At 66.6% G+C, this 25,215-nt stretch carries 20 protein-coding genes and 1 tRNA gene; 13 read left to right on the forward strand and 8 right to left on the reverse strand.

Going from position 1 to position 25,215, the window contains the following annotated elements:
- Nucleotides 1–2 precede the first annotated feature (2 nt).
- From ACEYYA_RS01995 to ACEYYA_RS02005, 3 genes are all read left to right on the forward strand, one after another.
- The gene (locus tag ACEYYA_RS01995) at nt 3–776 is read left to right on the forward strand and encodes a M48 family metallopeptidase (protein WP_374797030.1); all 774 of its coding nucleotides are present in this window, start codon (nt 3–5) and stop codon (nt 774–776) included.
- Between the two features lie 9 nt (nt 777–785).
- Nucleotides 786–1,151, forward strand: coding sequence for a YigZ family protein (locus tag ACEYYA_RS02000; RefSeq protein WP_374797032.1), 366 nt, complete (start codon nt 786–788; stop codon nt 1,149–1,151).
- A 310-nt stretch (nt 1,152–1,461) separates the two neighbouring features.
- On the forward strand, nt 1,462–2,670 hold the full coding sequence (locus tag ACEYYA_RS02005) for a DUF4236 domain-containing protein (RefSeq protein ID WP_374797034.1): 1,209 nt from the start codon (nt 1,462–1,464) through the stop codon (nt 2,668–2,670).
- Between the two features lie 247 nt (nt 2,671–2,917).
- Here ACEYYA_RS02005 and ACEYYA_RS02010 read toward each other — a convergent pair.
- The 4 genes from ACEYYA_RS02010 to ACEYYA_RS02025 form a co-directional block, all read right to left on the reverse strand.
- Nucleotides 2,918–2,992, reverse strand: a tRNA-Glu gene (locus ACEYYA_RS02010).
- A 90-nt stretch (nt 2,993–3,082) separates the two neighbouring features.
- Complete coding sequence (gene recJ / locus ACEYYA_RS02015) at nt 3,083–4,834, reverse strand: single-stranded-DNA-specific exonuclease RecJ (protein ID WP_374797036.1); 1,752 nt, start codon at nt 4,832–4,834, stop codon at nt 3,083–3,085.
- 92 nt (nt 4,835–4,926) lie between these two features.
- A complete protein-coding gene (locus tag ACEYYA_RS02020) occupies nt 4,927–5,733 on the reverse strand; it encodes an alpha/beta fold hydrolase (RefSeq protein ID WP_374797038.1) in 807 nt (268 codons plus the stop codon).
- Complete coding sequence (locus ACEYYA_RS02025) at nt 5,730–6,341, reverse strand: 2-hydroxychromene-2-carboxylate isomerase (RefSeq protein WP_374797040.1); 612 nt, start codon at nt 6,339–6,341, stop codon at nt 5,730–5,732. The genes ACEYYA_RS02020 and ACEYYA_RS02025 overlap by 4 nt, the downstream gene beginning before the upstream one ends.
- A 110-nt stretch (nt 6,342–6,451) precedes the next feature.
- Between ACEYYA_RS02025 and ACEYYA_RS02030 the strand changes: the two genes are divergently transcribed.
- On the forward strand, nt 6,452–7,471 hold the full coding sequence (locus ACEYYA_RS02030) for a ribose-phosphate pyrophosphokinase (RefSeq protein ID WP_374797042.1): 1,020 nt from the start codon (nt 6,452–6,454) through the stop codon (nt 7,469–7,471).
- Nucleotides 7,472–7,532: 61 nt separating this feature from the next.
- On the opposite strand, the gene carB is transcribed toward ACEYYA_RS02030, so the two are convergent.
- On the reverse strand, nt 7,533–10,871 hold the full coding sequence (gene carB / locus ACEYYA_RS02035; protein ID WP_374797044.1) for a carbamoyl-phosphate synthase large subunit: 3,339 nt from the start codon (nt 10,869–10,871) through the stop codon (nt 7,533–7,535).
- 235 nt (nt 10,872–11,106) lie between these two features.
- Between carB and aspS the strand changes: the two genes are divergently transcribed.
- The 3 genes from aspS to ilvD all read left to right on the forward strand — a co-directional run bounded on the left by aspS (nt 11,107) and on the right by ilvD (nt 15,571).
- Complete coding sequence (gene aspS, locus ACEYYA_RS02040; protein ID WP_374797046.1) at nt 11,107–12,888, forward strand: aspartate--tRNA ligase; 1,782 nt, start codon at nt 11,107–11,109, stop codon at nt 12,886–12,888.
- A 50-nt stretch (nt 12,889–12,938) separates the two neighbouring features.
- Nucleotides 12,939–13,652 carry a GNAT family N-acetyltransferase gene (locus ACEYYA_RS02045; RefSeq protein WP_374797048.1) on the forward strand — a complete coding sequence of 238 codons (714 nt, stop codon included), beginning with the start codon at nt 12,939–12,941 and terminating at the stop codon, nt 13,650–13,652.
- An 80-nt stretch (nt 13,653–13,732) separates the two neighbouring features.
- The gene (ilvD, locus tag ACEYYA_RS02050) at nt 13,733–15,571 is read left to right on the forward strand and encodes a dihydroxy-acid dehydratase (RefSeq protein ID WP_374797050.1); all 1,839 of its coding nucleotides are present in this window, start codon (nt 13,733–13,735) and stop codon (nt 15,569–15,571) included.
- A 24-nt stretch (nt 15,572–15,595) separates the two neighbouring features.
- Here ilvD and ACEYYA_RS02055 read toward each other — a convergent pair whose 3' ends face one another.
- Nucleotides 15,596–16,288 (reverse strand): DUF599 domain-containing protein, encoded by a 693-nt coding sequence (locus tag ACEYYA_RS02055; RefSeq protein WP_374797052.1) that lies wholly within the window; start codon nt 16,286–16,288, stop codon nt 15,596–15,598.
- Between the two features lie 136 nt (nt 16,289–16,424).
- Between ACEYYA_RS02055 and ACEYYA_RS02060 the strand changes: the two genes are divergently transcribed.
- From ACEYYA_RS02060 to ACEYYA_RS02085, 6 genes are all read left to right on the forward strand, one after another.
- Entirely contained in the window at nt 16,425–17,300 is an 876-nt protein-coding gene (locus tag ACEYYA_RS02060) for an endonuclease/exonuclease/phosphatase family protein (protein ID WP_374797054.1), read from the forward strand.
- Between the two features lie 65 nt (nt 17,301–17,365).
- A complete protein-coding gene (locus tag ACEYYA_RS02065) occupies nt 17,366–18,841 on the forward strand; it encodes an FAD-linked oxidase C-terminal domain-containing protein (RefSeq protein ID WP_374797056.1) in 1,476 nt (491 codons plus the stop codon).
- A complete protein-coding gene (locus ACEYYA_RS02070) occupies nt 18,838–19,854 on the forward strand; it encodes an FAD-binding protein (protein WP_374797058.1) in 1,017 nt (338 codons plus the stop codon). Before ACEYYA_RS02065 ends, ACEYYA_RS02070 begins: the two co-directional genes overlap by 4 nt.
- Entirely contained in the window at nt 19,854–21,152 is a 1,299-nt protein-coding gene (gene glcF, locus ACEYYA_RS02075) for a glycolate oxidase subunit GlcF (RefSeq protein ID WP_374797060.1), read from the forward strand. Before ACEYYA_RS02070 ends, glcF begins: the two co-directional genes overlap by 1 nt.
- Nucleotides 21,153–21,211: 59 nt before the next feature.
- Nucleotides 21,212–21,658 (forward strand): Hsp20 family protein, encoded by a 447-nt coding sequence (locus ACEYYA_RS02080; RefSeq protein WP_374797062.1) that lies wholly within the window; start codon nt 21,212–21,214, stop codon nt 21,656–21,658.
- A 110-nt stretch (nt 21,659–21,768) separates the two neighbouring features.
- The gene (locus ACEYYA_RS02085) at nt 21,769–21,957 is read left to right on the forward strand and encodes a hypothetical protein (RefSeq protein WP_374797064.1); all 189 of its coding nucleotides are present in this window, start codon (nt 21,769–21,771) and stop codon (nt 21,955–21,957) included.
- Nucleotides 21,958–21,965: 8 nt separating this feature from the next.
- Here ACEYYA_RS02085 and ACEYYA_RS02090 read toward each other — a convergent pair whose 3' ends face one another.
- Entirely contained in the window at nt 21,966–22,322 is a 357-nt protein-coding gene (locus ACEYYA_RS02090; RefSeq protein ID WP_374797066.1) for a DUF333 domain-containing protein, read from the reverse strand.
- A 1,517-nt stretch (nt 22,323–23,839) separates the two neighbouring features.
- Nucleotides 23,840–24,679 carry a universal stress protein gene (locus ACEYYA_RS02095; RefSeq protein ID WP_374797068.1) on the reverse strand — a complete coding sequence of 280 codons (840 nt, stop codon included), beginning with the start codon at nt 24,677–24,679 and terminating at the stop codon, nt 23,840–23,842.
- Nucleotides 24,680–25,215 lie beyond the last annotated feature (536 nt).

A 25,215-nucleotide genomic window follows, 5' to 3' on the forward strand; every position in this document is an offset into this window, starting at 1 on the left:
CGATGCAGGGCAAGACCTTGGGGCGGTTCGGTTTGACTTTGGCGGCGCTGCTGGCGCTGACGGCATGTGGCGTGCCCGTGGTGGTCGAACCGGCCACAGACATGCCGCCCGCGACCGCAGCCCCCGGCACGCCCCCGCCGACGCTGAACGCCCCGCCGCTGGACAGCCGCAGCGCCGCGCGCAACTTTGTCGCGGTCGCCCGGCGGATGGAGCCGCAGATCGAACGCGAATGCCTGGCCCGCACCGGCGGCCGGATGAACTGCGATTACGACATCGTGGTGGATGACCGTCCCGGCCAAAGCCCGAACGCCTTTCAGACCCGCGATGCCTCGGGTCGGCCGATCATTGGGTTCAACCTGCCGCTGATCGCCGAGGCCCGCAACGCCGATGAAATGGCCTTTGTGATGGGGCACGAGGCCGCGCATCACATCCTGGGCCATCTGGACCAGAAAGAGCGGATCTCGATGGCGGGTGGGCTGGTGGCGGGGGCGATCGCCTCGGTCGCGGGGGCGGGCGGTCTGGCCGCCGGTGCGGCGCGCGAGATCGGCTCGACCGTCGGCGCGCGCGCCTATGCGAAGGATTGGGAATTGCAGGCCGACCAGTTGGGCGCCGTGATTGCCTTCAACGGTGGCTTCGATCCCGAGCGGGGCGCGGTGTTCTTTGCCCGCGTGCCCGACCCCGGCGATCATTTCCTGGGCACGCACCCTTCGAATGCCCGCCGCGTCGACGCGGTGCGCGAGGTCGTCCGGCAATTGCGCGCGGGCAACCGGCTGTAGTCGGTGCTGGTGCTGGACAAGCTGCTGTCCGATCGCGGATCGCGCTATGCGGTGACCGTCGCCCCTGCGGCCACCCGCGCCCAGGCGCAGGCGGTGGTTGCGGAACTCTGCCGCAAGGGCAAGTTCCGCCGCGCTACCCATCACAGTTGGGCGCTGCTGACGCCCACCGGCGAACCGATCGGCGATGATGATGGCGAGGCCGGCGCCTGGCCCATCCTGCGCGCCGAGCTTGAGGCGGCGGGCCTGCACGGCCATGTCGTCATCGTCACCCGCTGGTTCGGCGGCACGCATCTGGGCGGCGACCGCTTCCGCCACCTCCGCACCGCCGCCCGCGCCGGGGTGGAGGCATGGATGGGGCAGGATCAGGCGGGCTGAGACCTGTGCGGCAGCAGTGTCATTTGGAGAGATGTGGCAGCCCGTAGGGGCCTTTTCATCATTGAAAGTAAAGCGGAAGATTCGGTTCGAACCATAAGATGGACCATAAAATCTCGGATCGGCTAGGTGCTTGGTCTTGCTGTTTGACGGTGCTGCCGCAACAATCCGGCCGTCGAAAGCTCCTTCTTGTCGCTGAAAACCACAGTGGACTGGCTTCACAACCCGCAAACCCGGCGCGAGGTCGAGTTAGCTCTGTCGCATCGGAGGCTGAACCCGGCTAGGGTGATCCGAGAATCTCTGAGGTTGTGACATGACACTTCGTTTCAGGCAGACATTTACACTGTTCCCCGGCGTTCGAATCAACGTTGGAAAGCGTGGCATCAGCACGAGCATCGGCATCCCCGGCGCGACCGTAAACATCGGACGGCAAGGGGTCCGGGCTACAGTCGGGGCGCCGGGCACCGGGCTTTCATACAGCGCCTTGGTCATGCCGTTCGGGCAAGGCGGAAGCCCGTCACCACAGCCTGAACCTACCCCGGCCAGTTTCATGCCGACGCCGGTCGAAAGCCCTGCGGCAGGAAATAGCCCTGCCTCTGCGAAGGTCTACATGCCGCAGGCAGGCATGAATGAGATTGCCAGCGCCTCGGTGGAGGTGCTGACAAGCACCTCGCTGATGTCCCTGCGCGACCTGATTGCGAAGGCACGTGAACAGCACGCGCAGGTGAAAGTTGATCTAAGAGACGCGCGAGAAGAAGAAGCGAAGCAGCAAGGGGAACTGACCCGACGCAAGGGGAGCTTGTTCCGTTGGTTCTACAAAAGACGGATTGCCGAGCTGGAAGCGGAGCTGCCTGTGACAAAGGCAGAGGTGGCCCGGCTTGCGAGCTGGCAGGACAATACCAAGATCGCGGTGACGTTCGAAGCAGGCGACGCTGCCCAACGCGCCTACTCGTCAATGGTTCGTGCGTTCGACGCGCTGAGGCTGAGCGAAAGGAAATGGGACGTAACGGCTGACAGGTCTACGAACCAGTTCGTGGAGCGCACCCTTGCCAACCGAACCGTCGACAGGCGCCCAGTGACGTTCGAGTTTAGCTCAACTGACCTGATCCAGTTTTCGGGACGAGCAATGCGTTTCGAGAATGTGAACGGCGACGACATTCTGATTTACCCCGGCGTAGCGGTCATCCCACGTGCCGACGGGTTGTTCGCTTTGATCGATATACGGGAGTTGCAGGTTAGCGTTGAGGGGGTGAGATTCCACGAGGCTGAGGGCGTCCCTCGCGATGCGAAGGTTGTCGGTCACACGTGGGCAAAAACGAACAAGGACGGCGCGCCGGATCGCCGGTTCAAGGAGAACTATCAAATCCCGATCTGCCTCTATGGGCAAATAGCCTTTCGGTCCCAGACGGGCGTGACCGAGGAGTACATGGTATCGGATGCCAACGCCGCGCTGGCCTTCGTTGATGCGTTGAACGCTTACAAGACTGCACTGGCGGAAACGGATGTGCCGGTCTCGACGTAGCCCCCGCTCGCCGCGAAGCCTTGATGCTCCGCGCTATCGGCGGCACCAGGCGCATGAGTTGCCACGTGAGAATATTTATCCGCTCGTAAGGGGCATGGCTTTCCCTGCGGTCTGGGCTAGGCTGGACAGACCGTATTTTAAGACCATAAACGCCGAAATATTATAGGCAAACATTGGGATGTATGAAACGCGGCACCCCTGCAATTCAAGGGCTTGTGTTCGATCTGGGACGCGTGGGGAAGTATGGTGGCAGCCCGTAGGGGAGTCGAACCCCTCTTTTCAGGTTGAAAACCTGACGTCCTAACCGATAGACGAACGGGCCACTGTGCGTTTCCGCGTACCAGCCTTGGCTGGCGTGGGGCGGTATTTAGGGGCTTCGCGCGACCTCTGCAAGCGGTTTTTTGCGAAAAATTCACATGGCGATGGCAGCATCGTCCAGGCGCAGACGCGGGGTGTTTCGCCCGCCCCAACTGTTGATTTCCAGCCGCCCGGCGACGTGAAACAGCCCTGCGCCGCCACTGGTCAGCGCCTGCGCCACGGGTGTGCCGACGATGTTGAAGGCGACTGCCTCGATCGTCGGGCCGGCACCGGGCTGGGCCAGGCGAATCGACAGATGCTGTTCGCCCATCCCGCGCCAGCTGGTGACGGCTAGCCGCGACAGCGCAAAGCGCGGCGCGGGGGCAGCGGCGCCAAAGGGGCCGGCCTGATCCAGCGCCTCGATCAGATCGGCGCTGACCGCGCCCGGCATCACCAGCCCGTCGATCTTCAGATCGCGCGGCCCCGCCGCCCCCGCGCCCTGCCGCGCCAGCAATTCGCCCAGCCGGTCCATCGCCGGTTCCAGCGCGTCGCGCGCGACGGTCAGCCCGGCTGCCGCCTTGTGGCCGCCACCCCTGATCAGCAGGCCTTCCTCGGCCAGCCGATGCACGCAGGCGCCCAGATCGACGCCCGGCACCGACCGGGCCGACCCCTTGCCGACCGCCCCGTCCAGCCCGATGACCACGGCGGGCCGGTGGGTCGCCTCGGCCAGACGCGCGGCGACGATGCCGACGACGCCGGGATGCCAGCCCTCGCCCGCCGCCCAGGCCAGTGGACCATCCAGACCCCGCGCCTCGGCCTGGGCCATGGCTTCGTCGCGCACGGCGGCCTCCAGCACGCGGCGATCCTCATTCAGGCTGTCCAACTCGCGCGCCAGCCGCGCGGCTTCCGAGGGATCATCGGTGGCCAGCAGACGCGCGCCCAGATCGCAGGCGCCAACCCTGCCCCCGGCATTGATGCGCGGCCCCAGCACAAAGCCCAGATGATAGGCCGCAGGCGCGCGGTCCAGCCGCGCCACATCAGCAAGCGCGCGCAGGCCGGGCCGGTCGCGCCCCGCCATCACCCGCAGCCCCTGCCGCACGAAGGCCCGGTTCACGCCGACCAGCGGAGCCACATCGGCGACCGTGGCCAGTGCAACCAGATCCAGCATCGCCATCAGATCCGGCCCGCCGATGCCCTGCTGCCGCAACTGCCGGTTGGCCTCGACCAGCATCAGGAACACAACCGAAGCGGCGCAGAGATGCGCAAGTGTGCCGTCCTCATCCTGGCGGTTCGGGTTCACCACGGCCAAAGCGCGGGGCAGCGTCTCGGCCCCCAGATGGTGATCCAGAATGACCACATCCGCGCCCACGGCGGCCGCCACCGGACCGTGGCTCAGCGTGCCGCAATCGACGCACAGGATCAGCCGGTGATCGCGCGCCAGCATTGCCATCGCAGCGTCATTGGGGCCGTAACCCTCATCGATGCGGTCGGGAATATACAGGGTCGCGCGCCGCCCCATGGCGCGCAGCCAATGGATCAGCAGCGCCGCCGAGGCGCCGCCATCCACATCATAATCCGCGAAAATCGCTACCGGCTCGCCCGCCTGCACGGCAGCGACGAACCGCGCGGCGGCCTGCTCCATGTCGCGCAGGCTGCGGGGGTCGGGCAGCAGATCGCGCAGCGACGGACGCAGGAAACCCTCGGCATCCTCGGGCGCGACACCGCGCGCCACCAGCAGCCGCGCCAGCGCCAGGGGAAGGCGCGTGGCCTGCGCCATCGCCTCGGTCAGGCGGTCGGATTGCGCATCCGGCCCGATCCAGCGCCGCCCGCCCAGCGACTGCACGACATTCAGAAAAGCCTCGGTCATGGCCGCCTTCTGCCCCAATCCTGCGCGCCGCGCCAGACGGGCTTTCTTCTTGCTCCAAATATCCCGGCCGGAGGCATCCGCCCCCGCCACCCCTAGCTGCGGTCCAGATTGAGGCGGATCAGATTGGCCACCACCAGCGGATGCGTGATCGGCAGCATGTGCCCCGCACCCGGCACCTGCGCGCGCGCGACATCGGGCAGGCGATCGGCGATGGCGTCCTGAATGGCGCCGATCACCGGCGGGCTGTCGGCACCCGCGATCAGCATCACCGGCAGGTCCAGCGCCTCAAGCCCGCCCTCGGCCAGCAGGCCGCCACGGTCGTCGAAGACATCCGGCCCGGTGGCATCGACCAATGCAACCTGGGCGGTGAATTGCGCCCGCACCGGGGCGGGCAAGGTGTCCCAACCGCCGACACCGCCCCAGCGGGCCATGAAGGCGCGGGCGGCGGCCTCGGCCTCGCCCCGGTCCAGATGGGCGCGCATCGCCAGCCCCTCGTCACGGGCCTGGGCAAAGGCGGCGCTGCCCTGCGCGGCGGCGAACAGCACGGGTTCGATCAGGGTCAGCGACCGCACAGCCTGCGGGGCGCGCAGCGCAAGGCGCAGCGCCACGACCGCGCCGAAACTATGGCCGATCAGATCAACCGGACGGCTGATCGCGGCCCCCGCCATCCGCGTACAAAGCGTGGTCAAATCCAGCCCCGCAGCCGGATCAAACGGCGCGGCACCGCCATGGCCGGGCAGGTCGAAGGCGGTGATCTGCACCGCATCGGCCAAGGCCTCGGCGATGCCGAGAAAGGCACCGGAATGGCCCATCATGCAGTGCAGCGCCAAGGCCGGACGGTCGTCATTGCCCGCAAAGCGACGGATGCGGGTCGGGTGGCCTGCCAACGTATCGCTCATCCGCGCGCTGCCAGATGCGCGTCAAGGAAATCCAGCCGGTCCTGGCCCCAGAAACGGGCATCGTCGTCGGTGATGTAGAAGGGTGAGCCGAACACACCCGCATCGACCGCCTGTTCCAGGTTGCGTCCATAGGTCTCGGCCCCGATGAACAGACCGCTATCGACAAGGCCCGGATCAAAGCCATGCGCGGCCAGCAGATCGCGCAGCACGGCATCGTCGGCGATGTCGCGATCCTCGGCCCAGACGGCGCGCAGCACGCCCTGCACCAGCCCGCCCAGATCGCCGCCGCCCCCCTTGGTCCGCGCCGCCTGCGCCGCGATGATTGCATAGGATGACGGCGCCGCATTGGTGGGAAAATGCGCAGGCCGCAGGTTCAGGGGCAGTCCCAGATGCGCCGACCAGCGCGCCAGTTCCTGTGTGCGATAGGCCACACGGTTAGGGTGGCGCGCGGCCAATGGCACACCCCCCGTGCGATCAAAAAGCGCCATCATATCAATGGGCTTATAGGTGATGGTCGCGCCATGACGCGCGGCGATCTGTTCCAGACGCGACCCCGCCAGATAGGCGTATGGCGACAGCGTGGCGAAATAATAGTCGATCCGGGGCATCGAACCCTCCGTTCAATTTGCGGCAAGGCTAACCGGGTGCTAAGGCAGGCGCAATCACGCGAATCCCGCCCCGGACGCCGCCTCGGGGCCAGCCCGGAAGGACGCCCCCCATGCCCGCCATGACCGAACCCAAGCTGATCTCCGGCAATGCCAACCGGCCGCTGGCGCAGTCGATCGCGCGGCGCATGTCGATGCACCGGGGCATGAATGTCGGGCTGGTCGATGCGCGCGTGGAACGTTTCAACGATCAGGAAATCTTCGTCGAGGTTTACGAAAACGTCCGTGGCGAGGACATGTATATCATCCAGCCGACCTCAAACCCGGCGAATGACAACTTGATGGAATTGTTGATCATTACCGACGCGCTGAAGCGGTCCTCGGCCGATCGCATCACCGCCGTGATCCCCTATTTCGGCTATGCCCGCCAGGATCGCCGCGCCAAGGCCCGCACCCCGATTTCCGCCAAACTGGTCGCCAACCTGCTGACCGAGGCGGGCGTCGACCGGATCCTGACGCTGGATCTGCACGCGACCCAGATCCAGGGCTTCTTCGATATTCCGGTGGACAACCTGTACGCCGCGCCGGTCTTTGCCTTGGACATCAAGCACCATTTCCGCGAGAAACTTCAGGACGTTATGGTCGTCTCGCCCGACGTCGGCGGGGTTGCCCGCGCGCGCGAACTGGCGACCCGCATCGGCGCGCCGCTGGCCATTGTCGACAAGCGCCGCGAAAAGGCCGGTGAGGTCGCAGGCATGACCGTCATCGGTGAGGTGACGGGCAAGACCTGCATCATCGTGGACGACATCTGCGACACCGCAGGCACCCTGTGCAAGGCCGCCGAGGTGCTGATCGAGGCCGGCGCGGTCGAGGTTCACGCCTATATCACCCACGGCGTGCTGTCCGGCCCGGCGGTCGAGCGGATCACCAATTCGGTTATGAAGTCGCTGGTCATCACCGACTCGATCGAGGCCACCGAGGCCGTGAAAGGCGCCCCGAACATCCGCATCGTGCCGACCGCCCCGATGTTCGCCCAGGCGATCCTGAACACCTGGAACGGCACCTCGGTCAGTTCGCTGTTCGAGACCGACACTTTGGTGCCGATCTATGAGGGGCTTTATTCGGGGCTGTAAGGTTCTTATGTTGAAATGAAAACGCCCGGTCATCGACCGGGCGTTCGTTCTTTCGGCACGATCACGCCTGCAACGGCCGCACCCAGATTTCACCGTCCTCGCGCGACCGCATGGCGGCGACGGCGCAGATGGCGCCGGCGGCGGTGGTGAAATAGGGGATCTTGTCCATCAGCGCGACCGACCGGATCGAGCGCGAGTCGCTGACCGCCTGGCTGCCGTCGGTGGTGTTAAAGACCAGCGCGATATCGCCGTTCTTCATCCGGTCGACGATATTCGGGCGCCCCTCATAGACCTTGTTCACGGCCTCGGCGCGGATGCCCTGTTCGGTCAGCCATGCGGCGGTGCCGCGCGTCGCCACGATCTCGAAGCCCATAGCGCGCAGGTCGCGGGCGGCGGCGGCCAGCTGGTCAGACTTGTCGTCATCCTTGATCGAGATGAACACACGGCCGCCTTCGGGCAGATGCGTGCCGGCGCCCAGTTGCGCCTTCAGGAAGGCGCGCGGGAAGGTGCGATCCCAGCCCATCACCTCACCGGTCGAGCGCATTTCCGGCCCCAGCAGCGTGTCGACGCCGGGGAAGCGGGCGAAGGGCATCACCGCCTCTTTCACGCTGAACCAGGGGGTGTTCGGATCGGCCAGGGTCAGCGGATCGGCAAGGGGCAGGGGCGTGTCGGGACCGACGCCCGCCGGATAGGGCGCGCGCGCGGGGAAGGCCGACATCGGCTCGCCCGCCATCAGCCGCGCGGCGATGCTGGCGATGGCGCTGTCGGTGGCCTTGGCGACGAAGGGCACGGTGCGCGAGGCACGGGGGTTCACCTCAAGCACATAGATCGTGCCGTCCTTGATCGCGAATTGCACGTTCATCAGGCCGACGACGCCCAAAGCCAAGGCCATGTGTTCGGTCTGCCGCTTCAGCTCCGCGACGGTCTCAGCCGACAGCGAATAGGGGGGCAGCGAACAGGCGCTGTCGCCGGAATGCACGCCCGCTTCCTCGATATGCTGCATGATACCCGCGACATGGACGGTCTTGCCGTCGGACAGGGCGTCCACATCAACCTCGATCGCGCCGGCGAGATAGCTGTCCAGCAGCACCGGGTTCTTGCCGGAAACCTGCACCGCCTCGCGGATGTAGCGGTCAAGGTGGTCGTCGGAGCGCACGATCTCCATCGCGCGGCCGCCAAGAACGTAGGAGGGGCGGATGACCAGCGGATAGCCGACGCGGGCGGCGATCTGGAAGGCCTGATCGCGGGTGGTGGCGATGCCGTTGACCGGCTGTTTCAGGCCCAGATCGTTCAGCAGTTTCTGGAACCGTTCGCGGTCTTCGGCCAGGTCGATGGCGTCGGGCGTGGTGCCCAGGATCGGGATGCCCTCGGCCTCCAAAGCGTTGGCGAGTTTCAGCGGTGTCTGGCCGCCGAACTGCACGATGACGCCGTGCAGGGTGCCGTTCTGCTGTTCGACGCGCAGGATTTCCAGGACATGTTCCAGGGTCAGCGGCTCGAAATAGAGGCGATCCGAGGTGTCGTAATCGGTACTGACCGTTTCCGGGTTGCAGTTGACCATGATGGTCTCATAGCCCGCATCGGTCAGCGCGAAACAGGCGTGGCAGCAGCAGTAATCGAACTCGATCCCCTGGCCGATGCGGTTCGGACCGCCGCCCAGGATGACGACCTTTTTCGCATCCGAGGGGCGCGCCTCGCATTCGGCTTCGCCCATCGCGGGGGCTTCATAGGTCGAATACATATAGGGGGTCTGTGCCTCGAACTCGGCGGCGCAGGTGTCGATGCGCTTGAACACCGGGTGCAGGTCCAGCGCGCGGCGGGCGCGGCGCACGGCGTCCTCGGGCTGGTCGGTCAGATGCGCAAGGCGCGCGTCGGAAAAGCCCAGCATCTTGAGCGCGCGGAAGGCGGGTTCGGTGGCGGGCAGGCCCTTGTCGCGGATCTGCGCCTCGGCGTCCACGATCTCGCGGATGCGGGCCAGGAACCAGGGGTCAAAGGCGGTGGCCTGGCCGATCTCGGCGTCGGACATGCCAAAGCGCATCGCCTCGGCGATGACACGGATGCGGTCGGGGGTCTGGCGCGACAGCGCCTTGATGACGGCGGGCTTGCCCTCATCGCTGGCGCCGGGGATGGCGATTTCGTCAAGGCCGGTCAGGCCGTTTTCCATGCTGGCCAGCGCCTTTTGCAGGCTTTCGTGGAAGGTCCGGCCGATCGCCATGACCTCGCCCACGGATTTCATCGCGGTGGTCAGTTCGGGCTTCGATCCGGGGAACTTCTCGAACGCAAAGCGCGGGATCTTGGTGACGACATAATCAATGGTCGGCTCGAAACTGGCGGGCGTGACCTTGGTGATGTCGTTGTCCAGCTCATCCAGCGTGTAACCGACGGCCAGTTTCGCGGCGATCTTGGCAATGGGGAAGCCGGTCGCCTTCGAGGCCAACGCCGAAGACCGCGACACCCGCGGGTTCATCTCGATCACCACCATGCGGCCATCGGCGGGGTTGATCGCCCATTGCACGTTCGATCCGCCGGTTTCAACGCCGATCTCGCGCAGGACGGCGATGCTGCCGTTGCGCATGATCTGGTATTCGCGGTCGGTCAGCGTCAGCGCCGGGGCGACAGTGATCGAATCGCCCGTATGCACGCCCATCGGATCGACGTTTTCGATGGAACAGATGATGATGGAGTTGTCGGCGGTATCGCGCACCACCTCCATCTCATATTCCTTCCAGCCGAGCAGGGATTCATCGACCAGGATCTGCGCCACCGGGCTGGCATCCAGACCCGACCGGCAGATCGCCTCATATTCATCGGCGTTATAGGCGACGCCGCCGCCGGTGCCGCCCAGGGTGAAGGCGGGGCGGATGATGGCGGGCAGGCCGATGGCATCCAGTTCCGCCATGGCCTGCGCCACACCGGCATTGATGTCATATTTGCCATTTGCCAGCTTCGGCGCGGAAATGATCGTCGCGCGCGGGTTTTCCAGCCCGATGCGGTCCATCGCCTCGCGGAACAGCTTGCGATCCTCGGCCATCTCGATGGCCTCGCGCCGGGCGCCGATCAGTTCGACGCCGTATTTTTCCAGCACCCCCATGTCGGCCAGCGCCAGCGCGGTGTTCAGCCCGGTCTGCCCGCCCATCGTCGGCAACAGCGCGTCGGGACGTTCCTTTTCGATGATCCGGGCGACGACCTCGGGGGTGATCGGCTCGATATAGGTGGCATCGGCCATGCCCGGATCTGTCATGATCGTCGCGGGGTTCGAGTTCACAAGGATGACGCGGTAGCCCTCCTCGCGCAGCGCCTTGCAGGCTTGTGCGCCGGAATAGTCGAACTCGCAGGCCTGGCCGATGACGATGGGACCGGCGCCGATGATCAGGATGGACTGGATGTCGGTTCTTTTCGGCATGGGATTCCCTCAACCTGGCGGCGCGCAAATTGATGGGGGTTATAGGCTGATTGGGTCTTGGCGCAACCCCAAAGGCGCGCCCCTTGGCGGGCCGCCCAAGGTGAGTATTTGGAAACAGAAGACGCCGCTTCTTCTGTTCAAAAATACTCATCCGCAGCCTGTGCGGGGCGCCTTCGCTTGACTTTGGCGGCTTGGCGCGGTGTATCGGCGCGAACCCAAGGATCAGGAGACGATCATGCACGCCTATCGCAGCCATACTTGTGCGGCGCTGACTGCGGCCAATGCCGGTGAGACGGTGCGGCTGTCGGGTTGGGTGCATCGCGTGCGCGATCACGGCGGCGTGCTGTTCGTCGATCTGCGCGATCATTACGGCATGACGCAGGTGCTGGCCGATAGCGACAGCCCGGCCTTTGCCGCGATGGAAAAGCTGAAGGCGGAGACCGTGATCCGTATCGACGGGCGGGTGAAGGCGCGCGATGCCAGCCTGATCAACCCCAAGATCCCCACCGGCGAGATCGAGGTCTACGCGACCGCGCTTGAGGTGCTTGGCCCGGCCGAGGAACTGCCGCTGCCGGTCTTTGGCGATCTGGATTACCCCGAGGAAACCCGGCTGACCTATCGTTTCCTCGACCTGCGCCGCGAAAGCCTGCACAACAACATCATGCTGCGGTCGAAGGTCGTGGCCAGCATGCGGCAGCGCATGTGGAACGCGGGCTTTACCGAGTTCCAGACGCCGATCATCACCGCCAGCTCGCCCGAAGGGGCGCGCGACTTTCTGGTGCCCTCGCGCCTGCATCCGGGCAAGTTCTATGCCCTGCCGCAGGCCCCGCAGCAGTTCAAGCAGCTGATCATGGTGGCGGGCTTCGACAAGTATTTCCAGATCGCGCCCTGTTTCCGCGACGAAGACCCGCGCGCCGACCGCAGCCCGACCGATTTCTATCAGCTCGACATGGAAATGTCGTTCGTCGAACAGGAAGACATCTTCGCCACTGTCCAGCCGGTCATTCAGGGCATCTTCGAGGAGTTCGGCAATGGCCGCCGCGTCGATGCCGACTGGCCGCGCATCCCCTATGCGGAAAGCCTGCTGAAGTACGGCACCGACAAGCCCGACCTGCGCAACCCGATCGAGATGCAGGTGGTCAGCGACCATTTCCGCGGCTCGGGCTTCGGCATCTTCGCCAAGCTCCTGGAACAGGACGGCACAGAGGTGCGCGCCATCCCGGCGCCGAAGGGCGGGTCGCGCAAGTTTGCCGACCGGATGAATGCCTTCGCGCAGAAAGAGGGTCTGCCGGGGATGGGTTATATCTTCTGGCGCAAGGCCGAGGACGGCTCGACCGAAGCCGCCGGCCCCATCGCCAAGGCGTTGGGCGAGGCCCCGACCGAGGCGATCCGCGCCCAGCTTGGCCTGGGCGAGGGCGACGCGGTGTTCTTCCTTGGCGGCAAACCCGAGACCTTCGAGGCCGTGGCGGGCCGTGCGCGCACCGAGATTGGTCGCGAATTGGGGCTGATCGACGAGGCGCAGTTCAAGTTCGCCTGGATCGTCGATTTCCCGATGTATGAGAAAACCGACGACGGCAAGATCGACTTCAGCCACAACCCGTTCTCGATGCCCCAGGGCGGCATGGCCGCGCTGGAGGGCGACCCGCTGAAGGTGCTGGGCTATCAATATGACCTCGCCTGCAACGGCTACGAACTGATCTCGGGCGCGATCCGCAACCACACGCCCGAAATCATGTTCCGCGCCTTTGAAATCGCGGGCTATGGCCGCGATGAGGTCGAGAAGCGGTTTGGCGGCATGGTCAAGGCGTTCCAGTATGGTGCGCCGCCCCACGGCGGTTGCGCGGCGGGGATCGACCGCGTGGTGATGCTGCTGGCCGACGAGGTGAACATCCGCCAGGTCATCATGTTCCCGATGAACCAGCGCGCCGAGGATCTGATGATGAACGCCCCCAGCGAGCCGACGAACGAACAGCTGCGCGAGCTGTCGTTGCGCGTCAACATCGCGTCAAAGGGCTGACAGCGCGCGCGGCACGTGCCAATCTGCGCCCAAGCAAAAGGGGGCACGGCATGAGCGAGCGACACTTGGGCAGGGAACTGCCCGACTTCACACCGCCTTCGCCCCCCGGTCCCGAGCGGATCGAGGGGCTTTTCATGTCGCTGGAACGGCTGTCGCCGGATCACGCCCATGACCTGTTCCGCGCCAATGGCACCGATCAGCCGATGTGGGATTACATGCCCTATGGGCCGTTTTCGTCCGAACCCGCCTATATCCGCTGGGTCGAGGATATGGCGGCGCTGAGCGATCCGTTCTTTTACGCGATCCGCGACCGGGCCAGCGACAAGGCCGCTGGCGTGGCCGCCTATCTGCGCATCGCCCCCGATCATGGCGTGATCGAGATCGGCCATATAGCCCTCTCGCCCGCGATGCAGCGCAAAGCCGCCGCGTCCGAGGCGCTGATGCGAATGATCGACTGGGCCTTTGCGGCGGGCTATCGGCGCGTCGAATGGAAATGCAACGCGCTGAACATCCCCAGCCGCCGCGCCGCGACCCGGTTGGGTTTCTCGTTCGAGGGGCTGTTTCGCAATCATATGGTCGTCAAGGGCCGCAACCGCGACAGTGCCTGGTTCGCGATCACCGACGACGACTGGCCGGCGGTCGCGGCTGCCTATCAGGCCTGGCTTGTGCCATCGAACTTCGACGCCGAGGGGCGGCAGGTCGAACGGCTGTCGGACCTGACGGCGCTGACCCGGCCCGTTCCCGATCCGGCGCTGGCGGACTAGGGCCGCGGCGCCTCTGGATTTCCCGTTCACTGGCCGTTACCACAGGGCCGTCACAGCCCGTCTCACGCATGAGGTTTGCCATGCCCGCCTATCGTTCCCGCACCTCCACCCACGGCCGCAACATGGCAGGCGCACGCGGCCTGTGGCGCGCGACCGGCATGAAGGATGGCGATTTCGGCAAGCCGATTATTGCGGTGGTCAACAGCTTTACCCAGTTCGTGCCCGGCCATGTGCATCTGAAAGACCTGGGCCAGATGGTCGCGCGCGAGATCGAGGCGGCGGGCGGCGTCGCCAAAGAGTTCAACACCATCGCAGTCGATGACGGCATCGCCATGGGCCATGACGGGATGCTGTATAGCCTCCCCTCGCGCGAGATCATCGCCGACAGCGTGGAATACATGGTCAATGCCCATTGCGCCGATGCGATGGTCTGCATTTCCAACTGCGACAAGATCACGCCGGGCATGTTGAACGCGGCGATGCGGCTGAACATCCCGGCGATCTTTGTGTCGGGCGGGCCGATGGAGGCCGGCAAGGTGGTGTTGGGTGACGGCCGCACGCATGCGCTGGATCTGGTCGACGCGATGGTGGCCGCCGCCGACGATAGCGTCAGCGACGACGATGTGGCCGCCATCGAACGCAATGCCTGCCCGACCTGCGGGTCGTGTTCGGGCATGTTCACCGCCAATTCGATGAACTGCCTGACCGAGGCTTTGGGCCTGTCGCTGCCCGGCAATGGCTCGACCCTGGCCACGCATTCCGACCGCAAGCGGCTGTTTCTGGAGGCCGGGCGGCGCATCGTCGATCTGTGCCGCCGTCACTATGAGCAGGGCGATGACAGCATCCTGCCGCGCAATGTCGCGAACAAACGGGCGTTTGAAAATGCCATGTCGCTGGATATTGCGATGGGCGGCTCGACCAATACCGTGCTGCATATCCTGGCAATGGCGCATGAGGGGGGCGTCGACTTCACGCTGGAAGATATCGACCGGCTGTCGCGCAAGGTGCCCTGCCTGTCCAAGGTCGCACCCGCCAAGCAGGATGTGCATATGGAGGATGTGCACCGCGCCGGGGGCATCATGGCGATCCTGGGGCAGCTTGACGCGGGCGGGCTGATCCAGCGCGATACGCCGACCGTGCATGAAGCCACGCTGGGCGCGGCCATCGACAAATGGGACATTTCGCGCACGAACGACCCCGAGGTGCAGGACTTTTTTCGTGCCGCACCCGGGGGCGTGCCAACGCAGGTGGCCTTCAGCCAATCGGCGCGCTGGGATGATCTGGATCTGGACCGCGACGGCGGCGTGATCCGCAGCGTCAAGACGCCCTTCACCAAGGATGGCGGGCTGGCCGTGCTGCGCGGCAATATCGCGCTGGATGGCTGCATCGTCAAAACCGCCGGTGTCGATGAATCGATCTGGGTCTTCGCCGGTCCCGCCGTTGTCTTTGAAAGCCAGGACGCGGCCGTGCATGGCATCCTGAATGGCCGGGTCAAGGCGGGCGACGTGGTGGTGATCCGCTATGAAGGCCCCAAGGGCGGGCCGGGGATGCAGGAAATGCTGTATCCGACCAGCTATCTGAAATCCAAGGGGCTGGGCAAATCCTGCGCGCTGATCACCGACGGGCGGTTCTCGGGCGGCACTTCGGGCCTGTCGATCGGGCATTGCTCGCCCGAGGCGGCGCAGGGCGGCGCCATCGGTCTGGTGCGCGACGGCGACCGGATCGAGATCGACATTCCCGCCCGCAGCATCAAGCTGATGGTGGGGGATGACGAACTGGCGCGCCGCCGTGCCGATCAGGACAAGACCGGTTGGGCACCCGCCGCGCCGCGCAAGCGTCAGGTCACGACCGCGCTGCGCGCCTATGCGGCTTTCGCCAGTTCCGCCGACAAGGGCGCGGTGCGGGTGCTGCCCGAGTAAGCGGGACGCTGTGGGGCCGCCCCATCAGAAGGGGCGGTCCTCATGCATCAGCGCCCGGCGCGAGGCCGAGGCGAACTCGCGCCGCAGCAGGACCAGCGTGGCGACCACCGTGGCGGCGACCAGCGGCCAGGCCCCGGCGAGCCAGACCAACGCCGCCAGCCCGAAATAGACCGACCGCATCCCGGATTCATAGCTGCGCGCCCCGGTGATCAGCAGGTCGGCGGCCTGATCGGCGCGGGCATAGGCCTGGGGCGTGACCTCATTCGGGACCGCGCCCATGGTGATCGAGGCATAGCCGAACAGCCGGTGCGACCAGACGAACTTGAGGAAGGCATTGGCGGCAAACAGCGCCGCGACCAGCACCTTGCCCAGCCACAAAAGCACCGGGGCGCGGTCGATCGGCAGCTCGGCGGTCAGGCTCATCAGGCGTTCGGGATTGCCGATCACCGCCAGCGCGCCCCCCACGGCCAGAAGCGAGGTCGAGGCGAAGAACGTCGCCCCCTGCCGCAGACTTGCGATCAGCGCGCTGTCGAACATGCGTGGCTGGCGCGTCACGAACTGCCGCATCCATTCGCGCCGGTAGCGCCGCATCAGCACCATGACCGATGGGCGGCTGGCGGGCGGGTGTTCGATCACCCAGCCCGCACCCAGCCAAGCCAGGACCAGCAAGCCAAGCGCGACAAGATCAAGGTTCGACAGGGGGCCATGCAGGATCATGGCACAAGGATAGCGCGCCCGGCTGCCGATCGAAAGGGGCGCGGGCGCAGGCATGTTTTCGCGTCCTCACGCCAAGGTGTCTTGTGCGTGGCGCGGGGCTGTCGGAAGGGGGCCGGGCAAGAACACGGGGGCAAGAATGCGCAAGACACTGGCGATCTTCGGTCTGCTGGCGCTGCTGGCCAGCTTTGGCGGCGCGCTGCATCCGCTGGGCGATTCGCTGGCCGTCTTTCGTCCGGTCTGGGCGGGGCTGGTGGTGCTGGCGGGGCTGACGCTGCCGGGGCGGCTGCGCTGGGCGCTGGTGATCGTGGGTCTGGTCGGGCTGGGCCCGATCTTGCTGGCGGCGTTCATGCCCGCCCCTGCGCCACAAGGCCCGGTGCTGACCGTCTATCAGAAGAACATCCTGTTCAAGAACCCCACCCCCGCCGATCTGATCGCCGATATTCGCGCCAGCGGCGCCGATCTGGTGTTCCTGCAGGAATCTTTTGGCGCGAACCGCGACCTGCCCGATGGGCTGTCCGACCTTTACCCCCACCGCCTGCGCTGCGCCGCGCGGGTTTATGAGGGTGTGCTGATCATGTCACGCTGGCCGATGAGCGCGCTGAACTGCGCGGGTAATCAGGGGATGGCTTCGGCGCGGGTCGAAACGCCGCTGGGTCCGGTCACGGCGGCGGCGGTGCATCTGCATTGGCCCTGGCCCTATGGTCAAGCCGATCAGATGGCGGTGCTGCGCCCGGTGATGGCGGCGCTGCCGGGGCCGGTCATCATCGGCGGCGATTTCAATTCGGTGGCCTGGTCGCAGACGCTGGCGATGGCGGGGCAGGCGACCGGCACCGAGCGCGTCCGCCCGGTGCAGCCGACCTTCGATCTGGCCGGTGTCTATCCGATGGCCATTGATCATGTGCTGGTCCCGCAGGGCTGGGCGGCGGCGGCCGAGACCCGGCCAAAGCTGGGCTCGGATCATCGCGGCCTGCTGGTGCGGATCGCGCCCCCCGGCGGCGTCACCCAGCCCTGATCTGCATCTTGCGGCCGATGGACAGGCGCGACGCGCCATCCTAACCTTGGGGCAGAGGTGGCCCCATGCAACTGCCCGCGCCCGATCCCGACATCCTGTCGCGCCGCCTTGCGCTGATCGCCGGGCTGCGCGCGATCCTGCCCGATGATGCGGTGATCGACGATCCGGTGGCCACGCGCGCCTATGAATGCGACGCGCTGACCGCCTATCGCTGCCCGCCGCTGGCCGTGGTTCTGCCGCGCACGACGGATGAGGTCGCGGCCTGTCTGCGGTTTTGCTACGACCATGGCGTCAAGGTCGTGCCGCGCGGCGCGGGCACCAGCCTTGCGGGCGGGGCGATGCCGACCGAAGACGCCGTGGTGCTGGGCCTCGCCCGCATGAACCGGGTGCTGGAGGTCGACACCGCGAACCGGCTGATCCGGGTCGAGGCCGGGCGCACCAACCTGAGCGTTACGGGCGAGGTGGCAGGGCTGGGGTTCTTTTACGCGCCCGACCCCTCCAGCCAGTTGGCCTGCGCGATTGCGGGCAATATCGCCATGAACTCGGGCGGGGCGCATTGCCTGAAATACGGGGTGACGACCAACAACCTGCTGGGCGCGCGGGTGGTGCTGATGGATGGCACGGTCATCGATCTGGGCGGGCCGGCGATGGATGCGCCGGGTCTGGACCTGCTGGGGCTGTTCTGCGGATCCGAGGGCCAGCTGGGCGTGGTGACCGAGGCCACCTTGCGCATCCTGCCCACGCCTGAGGGCGCGCGCCCGGTGCTGATCGCCTTCGACAGCCCCGAGGTGGCGGGCGCTTGCGTCGCCGACATCATCCGCAGCGGCGTGATCCCCGTCGCCATCGAGTTCATGGACCGCCCCTGCATCCGCGCCACCGAGGATTTCTGCGCCGCAGGCTATCCCGACTGCGCCGCCCTGCTGATCGTCGAGGTCGAGGGCAGCCCCGCCGAGATCGACGAACAACTGGCCCTGATCCGCAGCATCGCCGCCCGCCACGCGCCCGTCGAGTTCCGCGAAAGCCGATCTGAGGCGGAATCGAAGGCGATCTGGCTGGGTCGAAAATCGGCCTTTGGCGCGATGGGGCGGATTTCGGATTACATGTGCCTGGACGGGACCATTCCCGTTTCGGCGCTGCCCGAGGTGCTGCGCCGGATCGAGGTTCTGGCCTCGGCGGCCGGCCTGCGCGTCGCCAATGTCTTTCACGCCGGTGACGGCAACATGCACCCGTTGATCCTCTACGATGCCAATGCCTCGGGGGAACTGGCCCGGTGTGAGGCTTTGGGCGCCGAGATCCTGAAGCTGTGTGTCGAGGTCGGCGGCTGTCTGACCGGCGAGCATGGCGTCGGCGTGGAAAAGCGCGAGCTGATGGGTGTGCAGTTCGGGGCCGACGATCTGGCCGCGCAGATGGATGTGAAGGACGTGTTCGATCCAGGCTGGCTGCTGAACCCCGCCAAGGTGTTCCCGCTGGCCGTCAGCGAGGGGCGGCGGACTGGGGGCGCTGCCCCCAGACCCCCGGCGTATTTGGGCAAGAAAGAATGAAGCCGGGCAGCGAGGCAGAATTGGCCGAGGCGATCCGGGATGCGGCGGGGCCTTTGCGGATTGTCGGCGGGGCTACGCGCGCGCCTGTCGGGCAGGGGGCGCGGCTTCAGACCGGTGGGCTGACCGGGGTTGTGCTGTATGAACCTGCCGCGCTGACGCTGGTGGTGCGCGCGGGCACGGCCCTGGCCGAGGTGCGGGCGCTGCTGGCCGCCGAGGGGCAACGGCTGCCCTTTGACCCGCCGGGCAAGCCGGGATCAACCATCGGCGGCGTCGTGGCCACGAATGCCAGCGGCCCGGGGCGTCTGCTGGCTGGGGCGTGTCGCGACAGTCTGATCGGGGTGCGGTTCGTCGATGGCGCGGGGCGGATCATCAAGAATGGCGGCCGGGTGATGAAGAATGTCACCGGTTATGATCTGGTCAAGCTGATGGCCGGGTCATGGGGGCGGCTGGGGGTGCTCAGCGAGGTCGCCTTCAAGCTGGCACCGATCGCGCCTGCGGCCGCACAGGTCGGGCTGCGGGCGGAGCTGCCGCAGGCGGTGGCGGCGATGATCGCGGCCTGTGGCCAGCCTTTTGACCTGGCCGGGGCAGCCTGGGCCAACGGTCAGGCCGTGTTCCGGCTGGAGGGACTGCCCGGATCGGTCGCCTATCGCGCCGATGGTCTGCGGGCGCTGCTGTCGCGGTTCGGCCCGGTGGCCGAGGCCGGGGACTGGCCGACCCCGCCCGACGGCGCGGGCGATCTGTGGCGGATCGCGGTGCGACCCAGCGATTGCGCCGCGATTGCGGCCCGTCTGGCCGTGCCGGTCAGCGTCGATTGGGGCGGCGGGGTGATCCATGCGCGGCTGCCCGAAGGCGTCGATGCCCGCGCCCGGATCGGCGCCTTCTCTGGCCACGCGACACGGTTGACCGCGGCGGGGCCGGGCCGATTTCACCCCGAACCGCCCGCGATTGCCACGCTGACGGCAGCCTTGCGCGCGCGATTTGACCCGCGCGGCATTCTGAATCCGGGGGAGTGATGCAAACCGACTTTACCCCCGAGCAACTGGCCGACCCGATGCTGGCGCGCGCCAACGGGATCCTGCGGGCCTGTGTGCATTGCGGTTTCTGCACCGCGACCTGCCCCAGCTATCAGGTGCTGGGCGACGAATTGGACAGCCCGCGCGGCCGCATCTATCTGATCAAGGAGATGCTGGAATCCGGCCGCCCCGCCGATGCCCGCACCGCGCGTCATATCGACCGCTGCCTGTCCTGCCTGGCCTGCACCACGACCTGCCCCTCGGGCGTTGACTACATGCATCTGATCGACATGGCGCGGGTGCATGTCGAACGCACCTGGCGCAGGCCCTGGCACGACCGGCTGCTGCGCGGGCTGCTGGCGCGGCTGGTGCCCTATCCGGGGCGGTTCCGGCTGGCCTTGGGGCTGGCCAAGCTGGCGCGGCCGTTCCGGCGGCTGGTCCCCAATGCGCGGCTGCGCGCCATGCTGGACATGGCCGCCGCGCCGCTGCCGCCGGTCAGCCGCAACGACGATCCGCAGACCTTTCCGGCGCTTGGCGAACGCCGCGCGCGGGTCGCGCTGATGACCGGCTGCGCGCAAAAGGCGCTGAACACCGACATCAATGACGCCACCATCCGGCTGCTGCGCCGTGCAGGCTGCGAGGTGGTGATCCCGCCCGGTATGGGCTGCTGCGGGGCGCTGTCGCATCATCTGGGTCGCGCGGAGGAAACCCATGATTTCGCAGCGAAAATGATTGCTGCTGTGCAAGGGCAGGGGGCATTTGACGCGCTGATCATCAACACCTCGGGCTGTGGCACGGTGATCAAGGATTACGCCGTTTTCATGGCCGACACGCCCGGCGCGGGCGTCGTCTCGGGGATGGCGCGCGACGTGACCGAGTTTGTCGCCCAGCTTGGCCTGCCGCCGGTCAAACGCTCGTTTGATCTGACCGTCGCCTATCACGCCGCATGTTCGCTGCAACACGGGCAAAAGATCACCGCCGCGCCCAAGGATCTGCTGCGGGCCGCAGGTTTTCGCGTGGTCGAACCCGCCGACGCGCATCTGTGCTGCGGCAGCGCGGGCACCTATAACCTGCTGCAACCGACGATCTCGGACGAGCTGCGGCGGCGCAAGGTTGCCACGCTTGAGGCGCGCCAGCCCGATCTGATCGCGGCGGGCAACATCGGCTGCATGATGCAGATCGGGGCGGGGACCGGCCTGCCGGTGGTGCATACCGCTGAACTGCTGGATTGGGCGACGGGTGGACCGCTGCCCCCGTCGTTGGCGGGTCTTGAAAAGGCGCGCGCCGCCCCCATCTGAACGGTATCGCGGCGCCATGACGGGCCGCGACCCTGAAACATCGCTCAGATGAGGATGACATGCGCAACTTTGATCTTTCGCCGCTGTATCGCGCGACCGTCGGCTTTGACCGCATCGCCGACATGATGGACCGGGTGCTGGCTGCCGATGTGGCCCAACCGACCTATCCCCCTTACAATATTGAGAAATTGGGCGACGCCGCCTATCGCATCTCGATCGCTGTGGCCGGTTTTTCCGCTGACGATCTGTCGGTCGAGCTGAAGGACGGCGCACTGATCGTCTCGGCCCGCAAGGCCGCGGAGGAGGAGCAGCGCAGCTATCTGCACCGCGGCATCGCCACCCGCGCCTTCGAGCGCCGCTTTGCCTTGGCCGATCACGTCAAGGTCACCGGTGCTGACCACCGTGACGGGATGCTGCACATCGATCTGGTGCGCGAAGTGCCCGAGGCACTGAAGCCCCGCCGGATCGAGATTGCCAGCCAGAAGGCCCCCGCGATCGAAAACTGATCGTCTTTTGGCCGTTGTTGCCGGGCTGCGCTGTCGCGCAGCCCGGTTTTTTCATGACTTATCCTGTGCCGTAAACGAAAAATTAGCGAATTGGCGGTCAAGCTGGCGGCATGGATATGCTGCTGATTCTGCTTGGAACATGGGTGTGGCTGGCGCTGATCTGGCGCCTGGCCGCGCCGCGCCGAACGGGGGCGGATGACGATGAAACTGCGGCGGACGCCGGGGATGACGGGGCCGCGCAGGCGATCAGGGCTGCCGGCGCCATGGTGCCGTCGCCGCGCAGCCGCGCCCCGCCCTGATCGGACAGTTACAGACGCTCGACCACTTCCACCCGATAAAGGGCGCCGATTTCCGCGATGCGATGATCGGGCAGATGACACGTGGCCCGAACCCCGCCCGGCCCGGCCTCTCCGCGGATCGTGCCGCCCTTTTGGCGACAGTAATTTGCCTGCGGCGAGGCGAGAGTGGCCGCGCTGACAGTGGCGGCACCCCCGCCTTGGGCGGAGGCCGTCGGCGGATTGGGCGAGCCACCACAGGCGGCGGCGAGGCTGACCAGCACCAACGCCGCGGCTTGCGCCGGGCAAATCCGGCGCAGAGAGGCGGTGCGGCGGTCGCGACCCTGATCTCGGGTGGCATAAGCGGTGCCTGGGCGGGCATGGGGCATGAGTGTTCTCCGGTTAGCGGGGGCCAACGTCAGCAGGTGTGGCAAGAGTTTCAAAACTGCGGGGCGGGGTCAACCAGGGGATCATGCCGGGGCAAGCGGGCGTCGGTCTGGCGGGCCGGAGGCCGTTCGCTTCCGAGGCTGGGGACCGCTGTCTTGCTGCAAGTCAGGGGAGTGTAGGCGGGGAACGCGGTCATTCGGCAATACGCGCGACGACGGTTTGCGAGTCATCGCGCATGAGGCATGAGCAGCGGCGCTGATCAGAACCGCACGTCTCCACGTCTTGCACCGCGGCGTGACCTTGTGCGCCCGGAGAACCGGCGCCAGCCAGCAGTTCGGGTGTCGCGGGCGGGCACGGGGCCTTGAGCCGCGCCGGGCCACGTGCCGTGTATCTTTTCGGTGCCTTCATGCGCTTGCTGATGAGAGTGCCTCATGCGGCACGTTCGGGTGCGGGGGTGCGGGGGTGCGGGGGTGCGGGGTGCGGGGTGCCGGACATCAGGTATCGGGTCTCCGGTCGTGTGGACGCTTTCGCTGCCTTCGGACCGATCCGGGCGGCCAGCATCAACACAGGTCGCGCGCCATGCAGCGGTAGGGTAGTCGTCAGGCGCGTATTGGCGCTGCTCCATGACACGGCCGTCCGAAACCTTTGTGAAAAGTCACGGCAACCGCGCCAACGTCCTGTCAGTCACCCGTGTTTCGGCAACAAAGCGATCACCTTGCGCCAGAAGCGACACAGGCTGGAAGTGCCATGCCCGCTTCGGCGCGCCACGCCTGAGAAGGGTAATCGTCAGGCGGGTGGGCGCTCCTCGACGATCCGACTGTCGGAAACCTTGTGAAAGGTGGCGGTGATCACCGTCTACGTTCCGTCAATCACCAAGGTCCCCGTAACAACGCGGTCGCCTCGCGCCCTCAGCGACAGAGGTTGATACCGCCGCAACCCACGCCGCGCGCCAGGCTGGGGCGGGGTGACCGTCAGGCCACTGACGGCGCTGGTCGATGAGGCGACGGTCGGAAACCTTGTGAAAGGTGACGGCAAGCGAAGTCTGTATCTCGCCCATCACCGAGGTATCCCGAACAACGCGATCACCTTGCGCCCTCAGCGACAGAGGTTGATACCGTCACAACCCACGCCGCGCGCCAGGCAGGGGTATGGTAATCGTCAGGCGTATTGGCGCTGCTCCATGACACGACCGTCCGAAACCTTTGTGAAAAGTCACGGCAACCGCGCCAACGTCCTGTCAGTCACCCCTATCTCCGTAGCAACGCGATTATCTCCGCAACAACGCGATCACCTTGCGCCAGAAGCGACAGAGGCTGAATCCCCCATGGCCCATCCGTGGGAGAGGCAGCATTGATGGCAGCAAAAAGCCGCGCCGCCATGGATCACCTGGTCGATTGCGGCCAGAAAATCCGGCAGTCCTCGGTCAGGAACTCGTGGCGACGGCGACGACATCATCGCTGTTCATCGCGGCCCGATACGGGCTGATAAACTCGGCCCTGCCGTGATGGCCCGACAGCCGTCAATGCGCCATCAGCACCGGCACGTCGACGCCTGCCAGCATCTCGCGCGTGGCACCGCCCAGGATCGCCTCGCGGAAGCGGGATTTGCCGTAGGCGCCCATCACGATCATGTCGGCGCCGGTTTCGGCAACATGGCGGCGCAGAACGTCCGAGACGCGGGGCTGGGTGCGGGCCAGCACGCTGACCTGAACCGTGCAGCCGTGGCGGGCCAGGAATTGCGACAGCGCGCCGCCGGGATCGGATCGTTCGGCACCCTGCGCAGGCGGGTCGATGACGACGATATCGACCAGATCGGCGGCCTTCAGCACCGGCAGCGCCTTGTGGACGGCGGCCATCGCCTCGTGGCTCTGGTTCCAGGCGATCACGACGCGGCGGCCATAGCGGTCGGGCAGGCCAGCCTCGGGCAGCATCATCACCGGGGCGCGGCCCTCGAACAGGACGGCTTCCAGGATCGCCTCGGCCTCGGGGCCGCGATCCTCGCCGTAGGGGGCGGCCAGCACGACCAGATCGGCGTAGCGCGCCTTCAGGCCGGCCAGGGCCGACAGGCCGCCAAGCTGCGCTACGGCGGTGTCGACGCCCCAGCGGATATCTTCGGGCGTCAGGCGCTTGCGGGCCGCCTCGGCGGTTTCCTCGGCCAGGGCCAGGGCGCGGTCGATCGCCTCTTGAAAGACATAGGCCGATGCGCCGGCGTAATAATAACCGGTCTGCGCATGGTCGACGCCGATGCAGAACAGATCCAGATGCGCATCCTCGCGCCGGGCCAGGGCGATGGCGCCGCCGATCTGGCGGTCCAGCTGCTCGGGGGTGGTGGCAAGCGTCAGAATGGTGTTCCAGGCCATGACCAGTCCTTTTGTCAGGGGATGTGGGCCAAGTCTCGCACGCGGGTGGTGCGCGGTCCTTGAGCAAGATCAAACCTGTGCGCGCGCCAGTCAAGGGTGCCAGTCAAGGCTGCCGGGCAAGCGTGCCAGTCGCGCGCGCCAAGCACCGCGATCAGGCTGCGGGCGTCTGGCGCCCATCGGGACGGTCGTCCGTCGGGGAGCGCGCCGCGCCCCGGCGCGAGGACGACCGGAGGGCGCTCCGCCGCCCCGAGCATCGCACCATGCCGCCAGCCGCCCTGCAACGCGGGAAATTGCAGGGCATTTTCCGCATTTTCCGTGGCTTTGCAGCGGCGAACGATGCTGTGGGCGCGGCGGCTGGCCGCCCGTCGTCCCGGCCCGCCAGCACGGCGCGACAGCCTGCCCCGGTGTCACGACCGGCGCCCTGCGGCTGCGTGACAGGTTCCGTCTGGCGGGCGCATATGCAACAGTTGCGCCGCCAAAACCGCCCCCTGGCCGCATCAAATTGACACAGATCAATGCAGTGGCCATGGGGGACA

The sequence above is a fragment of the Paracoccus zhouxuedongae genome (assembly GCF_041927815.1).
Lineage (GTDB): Bacteria > Pseudomonadota > Alphaproteobacteria > Rhodobacterales > Rhodobacteraceae > Paracoccus.